This is a genomic window from Streptococcus sp. 3874 (genome assembly GCF_013276425.1).
In the GTDB taxonomy this organism is placed as follows: Bacteria; Bacillota; Bacilli; order Lactobacillales; family Streptococcaceae; genus Streptococcus; species Streptococcus pseudopneumoniae.
In genome coordinates this window covers 1-17,469 of the sequence record NZ_VMLA01000106.1, presented here as the reverse complement: position 1 = coordinate 17,469, position 17,469 = coordinate 1, and the positions used below count along the sequence as shown (strand labels likewise).

Annotated in this window: 16 protein-coding genes and 3 pseudogenes; 13 read left to right on the top strand and 6 right to left on the bottom strand. The window is 42.5% G+C overall.

The genetic code is table 11. The features are described from left to right. Positions 1 to 35: 35 nt before the first annotated feature. The 4 genes from HT703_RS09920 to HT703_RS09905 all read right to left on the bottom strand — a co-directional run bounded on the left by HT703_RS09920 (position 36) and on the right by HT703_RS09905 (position 3,757). A complete protein-coding gene (locus tag HT703_RS09920) occupies positions 36 to 1,007 on the bottom strand; it encodes a siderophore ABC transporter substrate-binding protein (RefSeq protein WP_000858270.1) in 972 nt (323 codons plus the stop codon). A 95-nt stretch (positions 1,008 to 1,102) separates the two neighbouring features. Further along, positions 1,103 to 1,855, bottom strand: coding sequence for an ATP-binding cassette domain-containing protein (locus HT703_RS09915; RefSeq protein ID WP_000764295.1), 753 nt, complete (start codon positions 1,853 to 1,855; stop codon positions 1,103 to 1,105). Further along, positions 1,852 to 2,808 (bottom strand): iron chelate uptake ABC transporter family permease subunit, encoded by a 957-nt coding sequence (locus HT703_RS09910; protein ID WP_001159838.1) that lies wholly within the window; start codon positions 2,806 to 2,808, stop codon positions 1,852 to 1,854. Before HT703_RS09910 ends, HT703_RS09915 begins: the two co-directional genes overlap by 4 nt. Beyond that, on the bottom strand, positions 2,798 to 3,757 hold the full coding sequence (locus HT703_RS09905) for an ABC transporter permease (RefSeq protein ID WP_054392724.1): 960 nt from the start codon (positions 3,755 to 3,757) through the stop codon (positions 2,798 to 2,800). The genes HT703_RS09910 and HT703_RS09905 overlap by 11 nt, the downstream gene beginning before the upstream one ends. Before the next feature lie 237 nt (positions 3,758 to 3,994). On the opposite strand from HT703_RS09905, the gene pepA reads away from it, so the two are divergent. From pepA to pnuC, 7 genes and pseudogenes are all read left to right on the top strand, one after another. After that, positions 3,995 to 5,059: a glutamyl aminopeptidase gene (pepA, locus tag HT703_RS09900; RefSeq protein WP_050391053.1), complete on the top strand. Its 1,065-nt coding sequence runs from the start codon at positions 3,995 to 3,997 to the stop codon at positions 5,057 to 5,059. Positions 5,060 to 5,078: 19 nt separating this feature from the next. Then, positions 5,079 to 5,375, top strand: coding sequence for an enterocin immunity protein (locus HT703_RS09895; protein ID WP_054392723.1), 297 nt, complete (start codon positions 5,079 to 5,081; stop codon positions 5,373 to 5,375). A 576-nt stretch (positions 5,376 to 5,951) separates the two neighbouring features. Then, positions 5,952 to 6,395, top strand: coding sequence for a MarR family transcriptional regulator (locus HT703_RS09890; protein WP_000655205.1), 444 nt, complete (start codon positions 5,952 to 5,954; stop codon positions 6,393 to 6,395). 34 nt (positions 6,396 to 6,429) lie between these two features. Continuing rightward, a pseudogene (locus tag HT703_RS09885) lies at positions 6,430 to 6,621 on the top strand (polyketide cyclase); the annotation flags it as partial. A 14-nt stretch (positions 6,622 to 6,635) separates the two neighbouring features. Next, positions 6,636 to 7,364: an ABC transporter ATP-binding protein gene (locus HT703_RS09880; RefSeq protein ID WP_054392722.1), complete on the top strand. Its 729-nt coding sequence runs from the start codon at positions 6,636 to 6,638 to the stop codon at positions 7,362 to 7,364. Beyond that, complete coding sequence (locus HT703_RS09875) at positions 7,357 to 8,877, top strand: ABC transporter permease/substrate-binding protein (RefSeq protein WP_054392721.1); 1,521 nt, start codon at positions 7,357 to 7,359, stop codon at positions 8,875 to 8,877. Before HT703_RS09880 ends, HT703_RS09875 begins: the two co-directional genes overlap by 8 nt. 344 nt (positions 8,878 to 9,221) lie before the next feature. Further along, entirely contained in the window at positions 9,222 to 10,028 is an 807-nt protein-coding gene (gene pnuC / locus HT703_RS09870; RefSeq protein ID WP_000557779.1) for a nicotinamide riboside transporter PnuC, read from the top strand. Positions 10,029 to 10,193: 165 nt separating this feature from the next. On the opposite strand, the gene HT703_RS09865 is transcribed toward pnuC, so the two are convergent. Beyond that, positions 10,194 to 10,730, bottom strand: coding sequence for a TetR/AcrR family transcriptional regulator (locus HT703_RS09865; RefSeq protein WP_000181701.1), 537 nt, complete (start codon positions 10,728 to 10,730; stop codon positions 10,194 to 10,196). A gap of 132 nt (positions 10,731 to 10,862) precedes the next feature. Between HT703_RS09865 and czcD the strand changes: the two genes are divergently transcribed. The 3 genes from czcD to HT703_RS09850 all read left to right on the top strand — a co-directional run bounded on the left by czcD (position 10,863) and on the right by HT703_RS09850 (position 13,388). Further along, complete coding sequence (czcD, locus tag HT703_RS09860) at positions 10,863 to 11,753, top strand: cation diffusion facilitator family transporter CzcD (protein WP_000645109.1); 891 nt, start codon at positions 10,863 to 10,865, stop codon at positions 11,751 to 11,753. Between the two features lie 243 nt (positions 11,754 to 11,996). After that, positions 11,997 to 12,350 (top strand): stress response transcriptional regulator NmlR, encoded by a 354-nt coding sequence (nmlR, locus tag HT703_RS09855; protein ID WP_001022631.1) that lies wholly within the window; start codon positions 11,997 to 11,999, stop codon positions 12,348 to 12,350. Further along, positions 12,351 to 13,388, top strand: a complete 1,038-nt coding sequence (locus tag HT703_RS09850; RefSeq protein ID WP_000833735.1) for a zinc-binding dehydrogenase — start codon at positions 12,351 to 12,353, stop codon at positions 13,386 to 13,388. Positions 13,389 to 13,433: 45 nt separating this feature from the next. On the opposite strand, the gene galR is transcribed toward HT703_RS09850, so the two are convergent. After that, positions 13,434 to 14,441 carry a DNA-binding transcriptional regulator GalR gene (gene galR, locus HT703_RS09845; protein ID WP_172930062.1) on the bottom strand — a complete coding sequence of 336 codons (1,008 nt, stop codon included), beginning with the start codon at positions 14,439 to 14,441 and terminating at the stop codon, positions 13,434 to 13,436. Positions 14,442 to 14,545: 104 nt separating this feature from the next. Here galR and HT703_RS09840 point away from each other — a divergent pair. The 3 genes and pseudogenes from HT703_RS09840 to HT703_RS09830 all read left to right on the top strand — a co-directional run. Continuing rightward, positions 14,546 to 15,622 (top strand): annotated as a pseudogene (locus HT703_RS09840) (galactokinase); the annotation flags it as partial. 18 nt (positions 15,623 to 15,640) lie between these two features. After that, positions 15,641 to 17,122 (top strand): UDP-glucose--hexose-1-phosphate uridylyltransferase, encoded by a 1,482-nt coding sequence (locus HT703_RS09835; protein ID WP_050207790.1) that lies wholly within the window; start codon positions 15,641 to 15,643, stop codon positions 17,120 to 17,122. 69 nt (positions 17,123 to 17,191) lie between these two features. Continuing rightward, positions 17,192 to 17,452 (top strand): annotated as a pseudogene (locus tag HT703_RS09830) (PaaI family thioesterase); the annotation flags it as partial. Positions 17,453 to 17,469: the final 17 nt, after the last annotated feature.

Sequence of the window (17,469 nt, the reverse complement as noted above, 5' to 3'; positions counted from 1 at the left end):
ATTTTCATTGAGTATTAAATTGAGTTTGAAGTGGCTTATTTCAAAGCTTTTTGTGTGTCTTCAATCATGAGTTTTGTTGATTCAAGACCTCCTCCACTTAGATACCAGAGGTCTGGTGTTAGTTGGATAATCTTACCATTTTTAGCGGCAGGTGTTTCAGCGATAAGGGCATTTTCTAGGACACCGTCGTTGCTAGAGTTGTCCCCACCGATGGCAAGAGTACGGTTGATGACAAAGAGGATGTCAGGATTGATTTCTTTGACACTTTCAAAGCTGACTTCTTGTCCGTGGCGAGAATCTTCAAATTGAGTATCAGTTGGCTTGAATTTCAAGGTTTGGTACAAGAAAGAGAAACGAGATTGGGCACCAAAGGCAGCCATTTTTCCTTCATTGAGGAGGATGGCAAGGGCTTTTTTGTCAGAGCTTTCATTTTTAGTAGCGACTTCTTGGATGCTCTTGTCTAGCTTGTCCAATTCTTCCTTGGCTTTCTGTGTACTAGTTTCACCAAAGGCGCTTGCTAGGGATTCGATATTAGTCTTGGTAGAAGTCCAGTAGTCGTCCTTGCTTGCTTGGAAGAGAACTGTTGGGGCGATTTCTTTGAATTTGTCTACGAATTTTTGTGTACGTAGGGAAGCAATAATCAAATCAGGCTCAAGGGCGGCGATAGCTTCTAAATCAGGTTCTCTCATAGAACCAACATTTTTAACTTTTCCAGCTAGGTCTTTGAGATAGGTTGGTACTGTTTTTGTAGGCATTCCAACGATATTTTTTTCAAATCCTAGAGCACGAATAGTATCCGCAGCGCCGAGGTCAAAGGTCACAATCTTTTCAGGAACTTTGGAAAGTTTGACTTCGTCTAGTGAACTTTTAATGGTTATCTCTGTTGGAGCAGAGTTGCTTGTTTCCGACTGACTAGTGCTTGAGTTTGTATTTGTACTGCATGCACCAAGTAGAAGCAAGAAGCTGGCCACTAGGGCAGTGAAATAAAGTTTAAGGGATGTTTTCATGATTTCTCCTTTTTAAAATGTGATAACGATTTAGGGAGTCTCTTGGTCTTATTGACTAAGAGACCGAAGGTTCTCTAACTTGAGCTTCTATGTTACTAGCTATAGATACAGATCTTTTTGCCATTGATATCAGCTAGCGTGATAGGAATCTCATAGAGTTGACTGAGCAGGTCAGCCTGCATGATTTGATTGGTTCTTCCCTTGCTAAAGACTTGACCGTCCTTGAAGGCGATAATTTCATCCGCATACTGGCTGGCCATGTTAATATCGTGGAGGACGATGATAATGGTCTTGCCGAGTTCCTCCACCAGTCGCCGAAGAATCTGCATCATGCTGACGCTTTGCTTGATATCGAGATTGTTAAGTGGTTCGTCCAGCAAGATAAAGTCCGTATCCTGGGCCAGTACCATAGCGATAAAGACACGTTGGAGCTGGCCGCCAGACAGACTATCGATGTAGCGGTCTTTTAAGTTTATCAGTTCCAGATAGTTCAGAGTTTCTCGAATTTTTTCCCAGTCTTCTTCTCTCAGGCGTCCTCGGCTGTAGGGAAAACGTCCAAAGCTGACCAGTTCTTCAACGGTTAATTTTGCCTGGTAATTGATCTTCTGCTTTAGGATGGTCAGTTCTTGGGCTAGTTCTTGCGAATTCCAACTCTCGATTTCACGACCTTTGATACTGAGAATTCCCTGATCTTTCTTGGTCAGTCTGCTCATGATGGAGAGGAGAGTCGATTTTCCAGCACCATTTGGACCAATGAAGGCTGTCAGTTTCTGAGGACTGACTTCAAGCGAAATGCCTTGCAAAATATCCTGTTTTTGAATGGATTTGTCAATGTTTTCCAGTTTCACCGACGCGCCCTCCTATAAAGTAAGATAAAGAATAAGAAGCCACCCACACTCTCGATGATCATACTGATGCGAATTTCCAGCGCAAAGACTCGTTCAATCAAGGCCTGCCCCAAGGTCAAACTGATAAATCCGACCAGAATGGCCACGATAAAGAGCAACTTGTGCCGATAGTCTTTGACAATTAGGTAAGTGAGGTTGGCTAGCATAAAGCCGAAGAAGGCCATAGGTCCTACCAGGGCAGTTGCTGTTGAGGTCAAAAGTACGATACCCCAGAGGAGTTCTTTCTGTTCTTTTTCAACATCGAGTCCCAATACCTGAGCTGTTTCTCTTTGCAGGTGCAAGACATCCAGAATGACTGCTTTTTGAAAGAAAAAGATTGTCAAAGCAAGGATAATCAGAGAACCAATGGCTAGGATGGAAGTGTTGAGATGTTGAAAGGAGGCAAAGAGACTATTCTGCAGTTTATCGTATTCGTTTGGATCCATCAGGACCTGAAGGAAGGTACTGATATTTCGAAAGAGACTTCCGAGGGCTAGACAGATCAACAGAATGAAGACAAGGTCTTGCTTCATCAGTGTCTTCAAGTAGCCTTGCAAGGCGAGAAAGAAGAGGGATTGAAGTAGAAGTAAGACTAGGAATTCTAAAATGGGAGACTTCCCGAGTTGAAGAAACTTACTTTCAAAAACCAGTAGTAGGGTTTGTAGTAGGACGTAGAAGGATTCGATTCCCAAAATACTTGGCGTCAGGAAACGATTTTCCGTCAGGGTTTGAAAACTAATGGTCGAAATCCCAGTCGCGATAGCTACCAAGAGATAAACGACAATTTTTTGGGAACGTAGCTTCCAGGCAAAGGCAGACAGGTGGGTGATGGGCCAAAAATAGAGGAGACAAGCTCCAATGGCCAGAATAATGAGAAGGCAGAAGAGTTTGGTATGTTTGCTTTTAAACTGCATCTTTTCGTCCCCCTCTCCAGAGAAGTAGGATAAAGACGAGGCTACCAATGATTCCTAGTAGAAGACTGACAGACAGCTCATAGGGCCGAATCAGAACTCGGGATAGGATGTCGCAGGCCAGAACTAGATTGGCACCGACTAGTGCGACGATGAGTTTGGTCTGGCTTAGATTATCTCCATAGCGCTTGCGAACAAGATTGGGAACGATGACCCCGAGAAATGGCAAGCCACCCACGGTAATCATGGTGACACTAGTCGTTAGTGCCACCAGAAAGAGGGCCAGTTTTTCAAGTAGGGAGTAGGAAATCCCCAAACTCTCGCTGGTTTCTTTCCCTAGATTCATGATAGTGAAGGTTTGGGATAATTTCCAAACGGCTATCAGGATGATGAGGCCTAAGAAGAGCCACTCATACTGATGAGTCTGAATCATGGAGAAGGATCCTTGGGTCCAAGCACTCATACTCTGAACCAGATTGAAACGATAGGCGATAACTTCTGTGACTGAGTCGATAATCCCACTATAGATGATTCCAATCAGAGGCAACATCCCCCTTTCCTTTACAGTAAAAATGGTCATAAAGGCTAGGAAGAAGAGGGTAAATATGATGGATGAAACAAAAGCGAAGAGCATCTTTTGGGTTAGACTCGCAGACGGAAAGATAAAGAGGCTCAATACCATTCCCAGTTTGGCGGCTTCAGTGGTTCCAACTGTACTCGGAGCAGCAAACTGATTTTGAGTGATGGTCTGCATGAGAAGGCCTGCCATACTCATACTAGAGGCCGCAAGGAGAATACTGATGGTTCTTGGAAGACGGGACTCCTGAAATAGTAGCCAGGTCTGCTGGTCGAAAGCAAAGAGTTTTCCCCATGAAAAATCACTGGTTCCAATGCTAATAGAGAGAAAGACTAGGAGCAGAAGTAAGCCAATTAAATAATGAGAAAGTTTCATACCCCGTCCTTTCATGTAGATTTGGTATCGAAAGATACCTGCGGATATTACTGTAACATGTTTTTTCTAATCTGTCAATAAAATTTCTGACAATTTAATGTAAAAAAGAAAGAAAAATTCCTGAAAGAATATCTGTCTCTCTTTTTTATAGGAAAACTGAGTAAGAAACTATCCACCTTCCCACTATCCTTCTCCTCTAAAAAGTGGTAAAATGGATGAAAGAAAGAAGGAACTGAAATGACAACATTATTTTCAAAAATTAAAGAAGTAACAGAACTTGCTGCTATCTCAGGTCATGAAGCACCTGTCCGTGCTTATCTTCGTGAAAAGTTGACACCGCACGTGGATGAAGTGGTGACAGATGGCTTGGGTGGTATTTTCGGAATTAAACATTCAGAAGCTGCAGATGCACCGCGCGTCTTGGTCGCTTCTCACATGGATGAAGTTGGTTTTATGGTCAGCGAAATCAAGCCAGATGGTACCTTCCGTGTGGTAGAAATCGGTGGTTGGAATCCTATGGTGGTTAGCAGCCAACGTTTCAAACTCTTGACTCGTGACGGTCGTGAAATTCCTGTGATTTCGGGTTCTGTCCCTCCACATTTGACTCGTGGAAAGGGTGGACCAACCATGCCTGCTATTGCAGATATCGTCTTTGATGGCGGTTTTGCGGATAAGGCTGAGGCAGAAAGCTTTGGCATCCGTCCTGGTGACACCATCGTACCAGATAGTTCTGCAATCTTGACAGCCAATGAAAAAAATATCATCTCAAAAGCTTGGGATAACCGCTATGGAGTTCTCATGGTGAGCGAGTTGGCTGAAGCTCTGTCAGGTCAAAAACTTGGCAATGAACTTTATCTGGGTTCTAACGTCCAAGAAGAAGTTGGTCTCCGTGGTGCCCATACTTCCACAACCAAGTTTGACCCAGAAGTCTTCCTCGCAGTTGACTGTTCACCTGCTGGTGATGTTTATGGCGGTCAAGGCAAGATTGGGGATGGAACCTTGATTCGTTTCTATGACCCAGGTCACTTGCTTCTCCCAGGGATGAAGGATTTCCTTTTGACAACGGCTGAAGAAGCTGGTATCAAGTACCAATACTATTGTGGTAAAGGTGGAACAGACGCTGGCGCAGCCCATCTGAAAAATGGTGGTGTCCCATCTACAACAATCGGTGTTTGCGCTCGTTATATCCATTCTCACCAAACCCTCTACGCTATGGATGACTTCCTAGAAGCTCAAGCTTTCTTGCAAGCCTTGGTGAAAAAATTGGATCGTTCAACAGTTGATTTGATTAAACATTATTAAACATAAGGAGGTGGTAGGGATGGTAGAACCAAACCTAGAAATCCTTGTAAAAGATCTTTACAATCATGCTCGACATGATTTGAGTGAAGATTTAGTTGCTGCTCTCCTAGAGACTGCTAAAAAACTGCCTACTACAAATGAGCAATTGCTGGCAGTTCGTCTCTCGGGTCTAGTCAATCGTGAATTGCTCAAAAATCCCAGACATCCAGCACCTGAGTTGCTCAACTTGGCCCGCTTTATCAAAAGAGAAGAAGCTAAGTACAGAGGAACCGCAACTTCTGCGCTTATGTATGGGGAGATTTTTAAAATGCTTTGATTCCATTGTGGATCAAAGCATTTTTTGTAAGACCTATCTCGTGAGCGCTCAAATAGTAGTAACAAGGAATCATGAGAAATTAGCCGAGACCATAGTAGTGATGAAACTTCTGTAATGGAAGTGGAGCGAAGTGAGGAATCGTCAAACGGTAGGGGATAGGCTGTTTGAAGGATGCTATGAGAAAGATAGGGTAAGGTAAAATTAAATACGAACAAATTGATTGGGAAATTCAAATCGCTTTCTATCAATGTTTTAGAATATACAGTGCCCTAGTCCAACTTCAATATACGATAAAAGAGCAGATGGAAGCAATTATGATTTACTTCTATCTTTAAAATAAATGGTCTGATAGGGAAAACGTGTCCCCTCATAAAATATAGGATAGTACGGATGAAAGGCTTTTGTAGACTGGAGGACGAAGGAGTTTAGAAACTTTCGTTAAAAGTTAGTTGAGCCGGAGTATGGTGGTGTGAATCATTAACAAAAATTATTTCTACATCGAAATAGTTGACAGTTGAAAGAACAAGTGTTACAATTATTCTATTCATTTCGATATGGAAATAAATTGGAGGTGTTATGAAAGATAGTCATTTGCTAGCCCATCATATTCGTTTGTTGAATGGGCGGATTTTTCAAAAGTTACTGAGTCAAGACCCTGAAGCTCTTTATAGGGGTGAACAGGGGAAGATTTTAGCGGTTTTATGGAATAGTAAAACTGGCTGCGCAACTGCGACAGATATTGCTCTGGCAACTGGGCTTGCGAATAATACGCTGACGACTATGATAAAAAAGCTAGAGGAACAAAAGCTTGTAATTGTTAGTCCGTGTGGGGAAGACAAGCGTAAGAAGTATTTAGTTTTAACGGAGTTAGGCAAGTCCCAGAAAGAAGTGGGACATCGTGTCAGTCAGAAATTGGATACGATTTTTTACAAAGGTTTTTCAGAGGAAGAAATTCGGCAATTTGAAGCCTTTCAAGAAAGAATTTTGGCGAATCTGAAAGAGAAGGCAAAAGAGGATTAAAATAGATCAAATTAGCTGTTTGTAAGTAAAGGCCACTTTTGACTTTGTTTTCCAACTCTTAGGACAAGGAAACTAAGTGGTTAGCTATGGTCGGACTCAGATTGACGTAGTTGCCTATGCACAGTATGACATCTTCCGTCTAGAAAATGGGAAAATTATGGAGCATTGGGACAATAAGGAAGTCATGCCTAAGGTAGAAGGCTTGACCAACCGAGGCAAGTTTTAAATTGAGGATACAGAATGATTGAATACAAGAATGTAGCTTTACGTTACACAGAAAAAGATGTCTTGAGAGATGTCAATTTACGGATTGAGAATGGGGAGTTCATGGTTTTAGTTGGTCCATCTGGCTCAGGTAAGACGACCATGATTAAGATGATTAACCGTCTCTTGGAACCGACTGATGGAAATATTTATATGGATGGCAAGCGCATCAAAGACTATGACGAGCGGGAGCTTCGTCTGTATACTGGTTATGTTTTACAGGCCATTGCTCTCTTTCCCAATCTAACGGTTGAGGAAAATATTGCCCTGATTCCTGAGATGAAGGGCTGGACTAAGGAAGAAATTGCTCAGAAAACAGAAGAGCTCTTGGCTAAGGTTGGTTTACCAGTAGCCGAGTATGGGCATCGACTTCCGAGTGAATTATCTGGTGGAGAACAGCAACGGGTCGGTATTGTCCGTGCCATGATTGGTCAGCCTAAGATTCTCCTCATGGATGAGCCGTTTTCAGCCTTGGATGCTATTTCGAGAAAACAGTTGCAGGTTCTGACGAAAGAATTGCATAAAGAATTTGGGATGACAACTATTTTTGTAACCCATGATACGGATGAAGCTCTGAAATTGGCGGACCGTATTGCTGTCTTGCAGGATGGAGAGATTCGTCAGGTGGCGAATCCCGAGACCATTTTAAAAGCTCCTGCAACAGACTTTGTAGCAGACTTGTTTGGAGGTAGTGTTCATGACTAATTTAATTGCAACTTTTCAGGATCGTTTTAGTGATTGGTTGACAGCTCTATCTCAACATTTGCAGTTGTCACTTTTGACCTTGTTACTAGCTATTTTGCTTACGATTCCCTTGGCTGTTTATCTTCGCTATCATGAGAAGTTGGCGGATTGGGTCTTACAGATTGCAGGGATTTTCCAGACCATCCCGTCTCTGGCCTTGTTGGGGCTCTTTATTCCCTTGATGGGAATTGGAACCTTGCCGGCTTTGACAGCACTAGTAATTTATGCGATCTTTCCGATTTTACAAAATACCATCACTGGACTCAAGGGAATTGATCCGAGTCTGCAAGAGGCTGGGATTGCCTTTGGGATGACTAGATGGGAGCGACTCAAGAAGTTTGAAATTCCACTGGCTATGCCGGTTATCATGTCTGGGATTCGGACGGCAGCAGTGTTGATTATCGGTACGGCAACCTTGGCTGCCTTGATTGGTGCTGGGGGACTAGGTTCCTTTATCCTTTTGGGAATTGACCGTAATAATGCCAGTCTGATTTTGATTGGGGCCCTTTCTTCAGCAGTGCTTGCCATTGCCTTTAACTTCCTACTAAAAGTGATGGAAAAAGCAAAATTGCGGACGATTTTTTCTGGTTTTGCCTTGGTGACCATATTGCTTGGTTTGTCTTATAGCCCAGCCCTCTTAGCTCAAAAAGAGAAAGAGAACTTGGTCATTGCTGGGAAATTGGGTCCAGAACCAGAAATTTTGGCCAATATGTATAAGCTCCTCATTGAAGAAAATACCAGTATGACTGCGACTGTTAAACCAAATTTTGGGAAAACAAGCTTTCTCTATGAAGCTCTGAAAAAAGGCGATATTGACATCTATCCTGAATTTACAGGAACGGTGACTGAAAGTTTACTTCAGCCATCACCGAAAGTGAGTCATGAGCCAGAGCAGGTTTATGATGTAGCGCGTGATGGTATTGCCAAACAGGATCATCTAGCCTATCTCAAACCCATGTCTTATCAAAATACCTATGCTGTAGCTGTTCCGAAAAAGATTGCTCAAGAATATGGCTTGAAGACCATTTCGGACTTGAAAAAAGTGGAAGGGCAGCTGAAGGCAGGTTTTACTCTCGAGTTTAATGACCGTGAAGACGGAAATAAGGGCTTGCAGTCAATGTATGGTCTCAATCTTAATGTGGCGACCATGGAGCCAGCCCTTCGCTATCAGGCAATTCAGTCAGGTGATATTCAAATCACGGATGCCTATTCAACCGATGCAGAGTTGGCACGTTATGATTTACAGGTATTGGACGATGACAAACAACTCTTCCCACCTTATCAAGGGGCTCCACTGATGAAAGAAGCTCTTCTCAAGAAACATCCAGAGTTGGAAACAGTTCTCAATAAATTGGCTGGTAAAATTACTGAAAGCCAGATGAGCCAGCTCAACTATCAAGTCGGTGTTGAAGGCAAGTCAGCAGAACAAGTAGCCAAGGAATTTCTACAAGAACAAGGTTTGTTGAAGAAATGATGGGGTAGAGACTTTAAACATACTGAACTCAACTTCCTTAAACGACTAGATAAAAGAATGCTCAGACAATTTCGTCTGGGCTTTTTTGATGTGAGAATGACTGAATGTCACTTAAAATGGAAAGAAAGAGAAAATTTTCATGATTTTCTAAAATTTTACTGTAAAGACAGTTGACTATTCATAAAATAGGTGTATAATATTTTGTGAACTACTTAACAAATAAGGGGTTTCAGCTCATGTCGACTAAGGTTAGAAATCTTGTGTATAGGCAGTTCATTATCTAATAGAGCGTTGCGTCCGAAAGTCTATCCAGACACGGCTCTTTAAAAACAAAAGGAGAAATGATGCATACTTATTTGCAAAAGAAAATTGAAAATATCAAAACAACCCTAGGTGAAATGTCAGGTGGTTACCGTCGTATGGTTGCGGCTATGGCTGATTTAGGATTTTCAGGAACTATGAAGGCTATCTGGGATGACCTCTTTGCCCATCGTAGTTTTGCCCAGTGGATTTATTTGCTGGTTTTAGGAAGTTTTCCTCTCTGGCTGGAGTTGGTTTACGAACATCGTATTGTTGACTGGATTGGGATGATTTGTAGCTTGACAGGGATTATCTGTGTAATCTTTGTATCGGAAGGTCGAGCAAGTAATTATCTTTTTGGCTTGATTAACTCTGTTATTTACCTTATTTTGGCCCTACAGAAAGGCTTTTATGGTGAGGTGCTGACGACACTTTACTTCACAGTCATGCAGCCAATTGGACTTCTAGTTTGGATTTATCAGGCACAGTTTAAGAAGGAAAAGCAGGAGTTTGTCGCGCGTAAACTGGACGGCAAGGGCTGGACAAAGTATCTTTCCATTAGTGTGCTTTGGTGGTTGGCCTTTGGCTTCATTTATCAGTCTATTGGTGCCAATCGTCCCTATCGTGATTCAATCACAGATGCAACCAATGGGGTAGGGCAAATCCTCATGACAGCTGTTTACCGTGAACAGTGGATATTCTGGGCGGCTACCAATGTCTTTTCAATCTATCTCTGGTGGGGAGAAAGCCTGCAAATTCAAGGGAAATATCTAATTTATCTCATTAACAGTCTAGTTGGTTGGTATCAATGGAGCAAGGCAGCTAAGCAGAATACTGATTTACTTAACTAGGAAAAGATGTTTGAAAGTGCTGTTTTGAGATTTCGATTAAAACAGATATAGTTGATAATCAAGGATTTATAGTATGAAAAAGAGGATCGGCGGGTCCTCTTTTGTTGTTGAAAAGATAAAAAACTCAGTAACCTAGAAATAAGACAACTGAGCTTTACTCTATATTCAATTTTTAGGAATGAGAAGGTCTAGATAAAATTGGACAACTTCCTGGTCTGTGAAATCTTGACCTTTTTTGAGCCACCAGGTCAATGTCTCGATAAAGTTGGACACGACCAAGTGTTGGAGGTAAGAAGTAGGTAGACTTGGGTGAGTTTGCTTCAAATCAGCAGCCAGCATGGGATAGACGTGGTGCTCAAGCTCTCTCTGTAGTTGACGGAGGAAATAGTCATTTTTGGAGAATAGTAGACTGGTGATATGGTCTTGGTTTTTCTGAAAATGCAGAAAGAGGTGGGCTAGGTAATCTTCGGTTGAAATGGCTTGCTCTCTTTCAAAAAGATGATGGAAGAGGTAGCGGCAGAGCTGGTCCAGAAGAAGCTCCTTACTCTCATAGTGACAGTAAAAGGTGGATCGTCCCACATCTGCGAGATCAATGATATCCTGAACAGTAGTGGCCTCGTAACCCTTAGCATTCAAAAGTTGTATAAAAGCTTGATAGATGGCTTTTTTGGTTTTGCTGATACGGCGGTCAATGTTAGTCATATGGACACTTAAGGCAAATTGTTCAGAACTGAATAAAGCTGACGTTTTGCTTCTATCCTTTCTTTGAGTTTTAGTGGATAATGATAATGAACAAGGTGTTCATAAATCTATTATAACAAAGGAATGAGAAATATGAAGGCAAAATATGCTGTTTGGGTGGCTTTTTTCTTAAATTTGACTTATGCCATTGTTGAGTTTATTGCAGGTGGAGTATTTGGTTCTAGCGCTGTTCTTGCTGACTCTGTGCATGACTTGGGAGATGCGATTGCAATTGGAATATCAGCTTTTCTAGAAACAATCTCCAATCGTGAAGAAGACAATCAGTACACCTTGGGCTATAAGCGGTTTAGCCTGCTAGGAGCCTTGGTAACAGCTGTGATTCTCGTAACGGGCTCTGTTCTAGTCATTTTGGAAAATGTCACGAAGATTTTGCATCCGCAACCAGTCAATGATGAGGGGATTCTCTGGTTAGGAATTATTGCGATTACTATCAATCTGTTAGCGAGTCTGGTGGTTGGTAAGGGAAAGACAAAGAATGAGTCTATTCTGAGTTTGCATTTTCTGGAAGATACGCTAGGGTGGGTAGCTGTTATCCTGATGGCGATTGTTCTTCGATTTACGGACTGGTATATCCTAGATCCTCTTTTGTCCCTTGTCATTTCTTTCTTTATTCTTTCAAAAACCCTTCCACGTTTTTGGTCTACACTCAAGATTTTCTTGGATGCTGTGCCAGAAGGTCTTGATATCAAGCAAGTAAAGAGTGGCCTGGAGCGATTGGACAATGTGGCCAGCCTTAATCAGCTTAATCTCTGGACTATGGATGCTTTGGAAAAAAATGCCATTGTCCATGTTTGTCTAAAAGAAATGGAACATATGGAAACTTGTAAAGAGTCTATTCGAATTTTCCTAAAAGATTGTGGTTTTCAAAATATTACCATTGAAATTGATGCTGACCTAGAAACTCACCAAACCCATAAGCGAAAGGTGTGTGACTTGGAACGGAGTTATGAGCATCAACATTAGAAAAAAGTGAAAAATACTTGGGTACTATCTTATTTGGAATAGAGTAATTTCTTTATTATTTAAATATTTCAAAAATTGGTAAGAGAAGAGCATTGTATAAACTCCAGATATATGATTGTTAATGATAAAAATTTTTCGATTAGGTGCAAAATGCTTGACTTGGAGTCAACTCAAAGTTATATAATAAGATAAGTGAGTTAGAGTAGCTTAAACTCAGTGAATGAAAGGAGAGGAGGTTAGCCTATGAATATTAAATCTGCCAGTGATTTGTTGGGAATTTCAGCGGATACGATTCGGTATTATGAACGGGTTGGTCTTGTGCCACCGATTACTCGTACTGCAACTGGGATTCGTGATTTTCAAGATCAGGATATAGAAGCGCTGGAATTTATTAAGTGTTTTCGTTCGACAGGTGTCTCTGTAGACAGTTTAGTTGACTATATGTCGCTCTACCAAAAGGGGGATGAAACGCGAGAGGAGAGGCTTGGTATTTTAGAAGAGGAAAAGAAAAAATTAGAGGAGCGCTTGTCTCAGTTACAGACGGCTTTAAATCGCTTAAATCTCAAAATTAAACTTTATAAGGAAGGAAAATTTTAAATGAAATCAGCAGTATATACAAAGGCAGGTCAGGTTGGACTTGCTAGCATTGAACGTCCGCAAATAATAGAAGCGGATGATGTGATTATTCGTGTGGTTCGTGCGTGCGTTTGTGGTTCAGATTTATGGAGGTACCGTAATCCAGAAACGAAAGCTGGACACAAAAATAGTGGACACGAAGCGATTGGGATTGTTGAAGAAGCTGGGGAAGCCATTACGACGGTGAAACCAGGTGATTTTGTGATTGTCCCTTTTACACATGGATGTGGTGAGTGTGATGCCTGTCTTGCTGGATTTGACGGTTCTTGCGACAATCATATTGGCAATAATTTGGGGGGTGATTTTCAGGCAGAATATATTCGCTTCCACTATGCAAACTGGGCGCTGGTTAAAATCCCTGGTCAACCTTCTGACTATACAGAAGGGATGCTCAAGTCCCTTTTGACTCTTGCAGATGTCATGCCGACAGGCTATCATGCGGCGCGTGTTGCAAATGTTCAAAAAGGGGACAAGGTTGTTGTTATCGGTGATGGGGCTGTTGGTCAATGTGCTGTCATCGCGGCTAAGATGCGTGGAGCATCACAAATTATCCTTATGAGCCGTCATGAAGACCGTCAAAAGATGGCTATGGAGTCAGGTGCGACAGCTGTTGTTGCAGAACGTGGTCAAGAAGGAATTACCAAGGTGCGTGAAATCCTCGGTGGAGGAGCAGACGCAGCACTTGAATGTGTTGGTACGGAGGCTGCTATAGAACAGGCGCTAGGTGTTCTTCATAATGGAGGGCGTATGGGCTTTGTAGGAGTCCCACACTATAATAATCGTGCTCTTGGTTCGACATTTATGCAAAATATCTCTGTAGCAGGTGGGGCAGCTTCTGCTACAACATACGATAAGCAATTTTTACTAAAAGCCGTCCTTGATGGTGATATCAATCCAGGTCGCGTCTTTACTTCAAGTTATAAACTGGAAGATATCGACCAAGCCTACAAAGATATGGATGAACGTAAGACAATTAAGTCTATGATTGTAATCGAATAAAAAACGAATAGGAGTTTTAGAACTCTATTCGTTTTTTATGTTATCCTATTCTTGATTTAGGGTACTTTCTCTTAATGTCAGTTTGGTTCCCAACATGGTCAGGCTAGGTATTTTCCGACCGTGGAGTACTTCTTTGTTAAGAATATCCATACCTGCTCGCCCCATTTCTTCAGTATAAACTGTGATGCTGGAGAGGGGAGGATAAACCTGCTTGGTCAGGCTGGTGTCGTTAAAGGAAATGAGGCTGACACGGTCTGGTAGGCTGATTCCAGCTTCTTGGAGCGCACGAAGGGCACCGATGGCTAAACTATCGCTGGCTGCGAAAAATACTGGTGGGAGTTGGTCTCCCAAGCTCTGAATGGCTTCCTTCATCAAGTCATAGCCAGACTGGGCAGTAAAGTTTCCTTGAAAGATCAGTTCATCATGATAGATTCCTTTTGCTTGACTGTAGTTTCTGAAATTTTCCAGCCGCTTATCCTGAATGATTTCTTCTTGGTCAGTTGTTTCTTCAAGGCCTGTTAGAATCCCGATACGGTCCATTCCTTGGCTGAGGAAATAATCGACAACCTGTTTCATGGCAGTGTAAAAGTCCGTAATAATACAAGTATGCCCCAGAGAAAGTGTATCACTGTCTAGAAAGACCAGGGGTTTTTGGTATTCTTCAAAGGCAGAAATCTGAGCTCGACTAAACTTTCCGATGCAGAGAATTCCAATCACTTCCTCGCTTAGGGTAAAAGGGTGGTCATTAAAATAGCGCAAGATATCGTAGTCCAACTCTTGGGCTCTTTTTTCTATTCCTAGGCGAATCTGGTAGTAGTAGAGGTCGTCTAGCTCCCCTTGTTCGCTGACCCATTGAATAATGGCAATCTTTTGCTTGGGTTTATGGGACTCGCCTGTCTTGAGGTGCTTGGTGTAGCCCAGCTCTTCAGCAACGGTTAAAATACGGTGTCTGGTTTCTTCTGTAACAGATAGGCTCTGGTCGCGGTTGAGGACACGGGATACGGTCGCGATAGAGACAGAGGCTAGCTGTGCAATGTCTTTTAAGGTAGCCATAAATCCTCCTTGATTAGGTTAGTATATCATATTTTTCTTCTTTTTACTGATGTTTTACTAAAATTTTAGTAAAAAGGATTGACCTTGGGAAATTCCTTGGATACATTGGTGAACACACAGACTACAACGGTGGGCACGTTTTTCCTGCTGCTATTTCCTTGGGAACTTACGGTGCAGCTCGTAAGCGTGACGACCAAGTCTTGCGTTTCTACTCAGCTAACTTTGAGGACAAGGGCATTATCGAAGTGCCTCTCGCTGACCTCAAGTTTGAAAAAGAGCACAACTGGACCAATTATCCAAAAGGGGTTCTTCATTTCTTGCAAGAAGCTGGGCACGTGATTGACAAAGGTTTTGATTTTTATGTTTATGGGAATATCCCAAATGGTGCTGGCTTGTCTTCTTCAGCATCCTTGGAGCTCTTGACAGGAGTCGTGGCAGAGCATCTCTTTGATTTAAAACTAGACCGTTTGGATTTGGTTAAAATCGGAAAACAAACAGAAAACAACTTTATCGGAGTCAACTCTGGTATCATGGACCAGTTTGCTATTGGTATGGGGGCTGATCAACGTGCTATTTACCTTGATACCAACACCTTAGAGTATGATTTGGTGCCACTTGATTTGAAGGACAATGTCGTTGTTATCATGAACACCAACAAACGCCGTGAATTGGCGGACTCTAAATACAATGAACGTCGTGCTGAGTGTGAAAAAGCAGTGGAAGAATTGCAAGTTGCCTTGGATATTCAGACCCTGGGTGAATTGGACGAGTGGGCCGTTGACCAATATAGCTATCTAATTAAAGATGAAAATCGTTTGAAACGTGCTCGCCATGCTGTGCTTGAAAACCAACGTACCCTTAAAGCTCAAGCAGCCCTTCAAGCAGGTGATTTGGAAACATTTGGTCGTTTGATGAATGCGTCACACGTTTCTCTGGAGCATGATTATGAAGTAACTGGTTTGGAATTAGATACCCTTGTTCACACAGCTTGGGCACAAGAAGGAGTTCTCGGTGCTCGTATGACAGGGGCTGGTTTTGGTGGCTGTGCCATTGCCTTGGTTCAAAAAGATACTGTTGAGGCCTTTAAGGAAGCTGTAGGCAAACACTACGAGGAAGTAGTTGGATACGCTCCAAGCTTCTATATCGCTGAAGTTGCAGGTGGCACTCGCGTCCTTGACTAGTCAAAAGGAGGCTCTATAGTGACCTTAGTAGATAAATTTGTAACACATGTCATTTCTGAAAGTTCATTTGAGGAAATGGATCGAATCTACCTGACCAATCGTGTTTTGGCACGAGTGGGAGAAGGTGTTTTGGAAGTTGAGACCAATCTGGATAAATTGATTGACCTCAAGGACCAGCTAGTTGAGGAAGCCGTTCGATTAGAGACGATTGAGGATAGTCAGACTGCGCGTGAAATCCTTGGTACTGAACTGATGGACTTGGTGACTCCTTGTCCGAGTCAGGTCAATCGTGACTTCTGGGAAGCCTATGCCTACTCTCCTGAGCAAGCGATAGAGGATTTTTATCAACTCAGTCAGAAAAATGACTACATCAAACTCAAGGCCATTGCTAAAAATATCGCTTATCGTGTTCCATCTGATTATGGAGAACTTGAAATTACCATCAATCTCTCTAAGCCTGAAAAGGATCCGAAAGAGATTGCGGTAGCCAAGTTGGTGCAAGCTAGTAATTATCCTCAGTGTCAACTTTGTTTAGAGAATGAGGGTTACCATGGTCGGGTCAACCACCCAGCTCGCAGCAACCACCGGATTATCCGTTTTGAAATGGTTGGTCAGGAATGGGGGTTCCAGTATTCGCCCTATGCTTACTTTAATGAGCATTGTATCTTTTTAGATGGCCAGCATCGTCCCATGGCCATTAGTCGTCAGAGTTTTGAACGTCTGTTGGCTATCGTAGAGCAGTTTCCAGGATATTTTGCTGGATCTAATGCCGACCTGCCGATTGTGGGGGGCTCTATTCTAACTCACGATCATTATCAGGGAGGCCGTCACGTATTTCCTATGGAATTGGCTCCCTTGCAAAAGACCTTCCGATTTGCTGGTTTTGAGCAGGTCAAGGCTGGAATTATCAAGTGGCCAATGTCTGTCCTACGCTTGACTTCGGATTCCAAAGAGGATTTGATTAACTTAGCTGATAAGATTTTCCAGGAATGGCGTCAGTATTCAGATTCTAGTGTGCAGATTTTGGCAGAGACGGACGGAACACCGCATCACACCATCACACCAATTGCTCGTAAACGCGATGGACAGTTTGAGTTGGACTTGGTCTTACGAGATAATCAAACATCACCAGAACATCCTGATGGAATTTATCATCCTCACAAGGATGTCCAACATATCAAGAAGGAAAATATCGGCTTGATTGAGGTCATGGGCTTGGCTATTTTACCACCTCGTCTGAAAGAAGAGGTGGAGCAAGTCGCTAGCTATCTCGTGGGAGATGGTGATACAGTTGCCGATTATCATCAGGAATGGGCAGACCAACTCAAAGTCCAACATCCAGACCTAGCGGATAAAGAAAAAGCCCTTGAAATCGTCAAGGACTCTGTTGGTGCTATCTTTGCGCGTGTACTGGAGGATGCAGGTGTCTACAAGCAGACAGAACAAGGACAGGCAGCCTTTATGCGCTTTGTGGAGCAGGTTGGAATTTTGCCAGACTAGGAGCTTTCTCCTTGCACAGTCCTATAAAAAGTAGTATCATAGTGTCGTTTGAAATATCAGGAGGAAACAATGAAAGATTTTCATTTTGACGCTATATCTGCCTTTGAAAATTACGAAATTGAACAAATGAGAGATGGTCACGTTGTGGTGACGACCAAAGTAGTGGACTCGTCGCTCAACTACTATGGCAACGCCCATGGTGGTTATCTCTTTACCCTTTGCGACCAGATCAGCGGTTTGGTGCTCATATCTCTGGGGCTTGATGGAGTGACACTCCAATCCTCTATCAACTACCTCAAATCAGGAAAACTTGACGATGTGCTGACTATTATAGTTGCTTAGTTTCA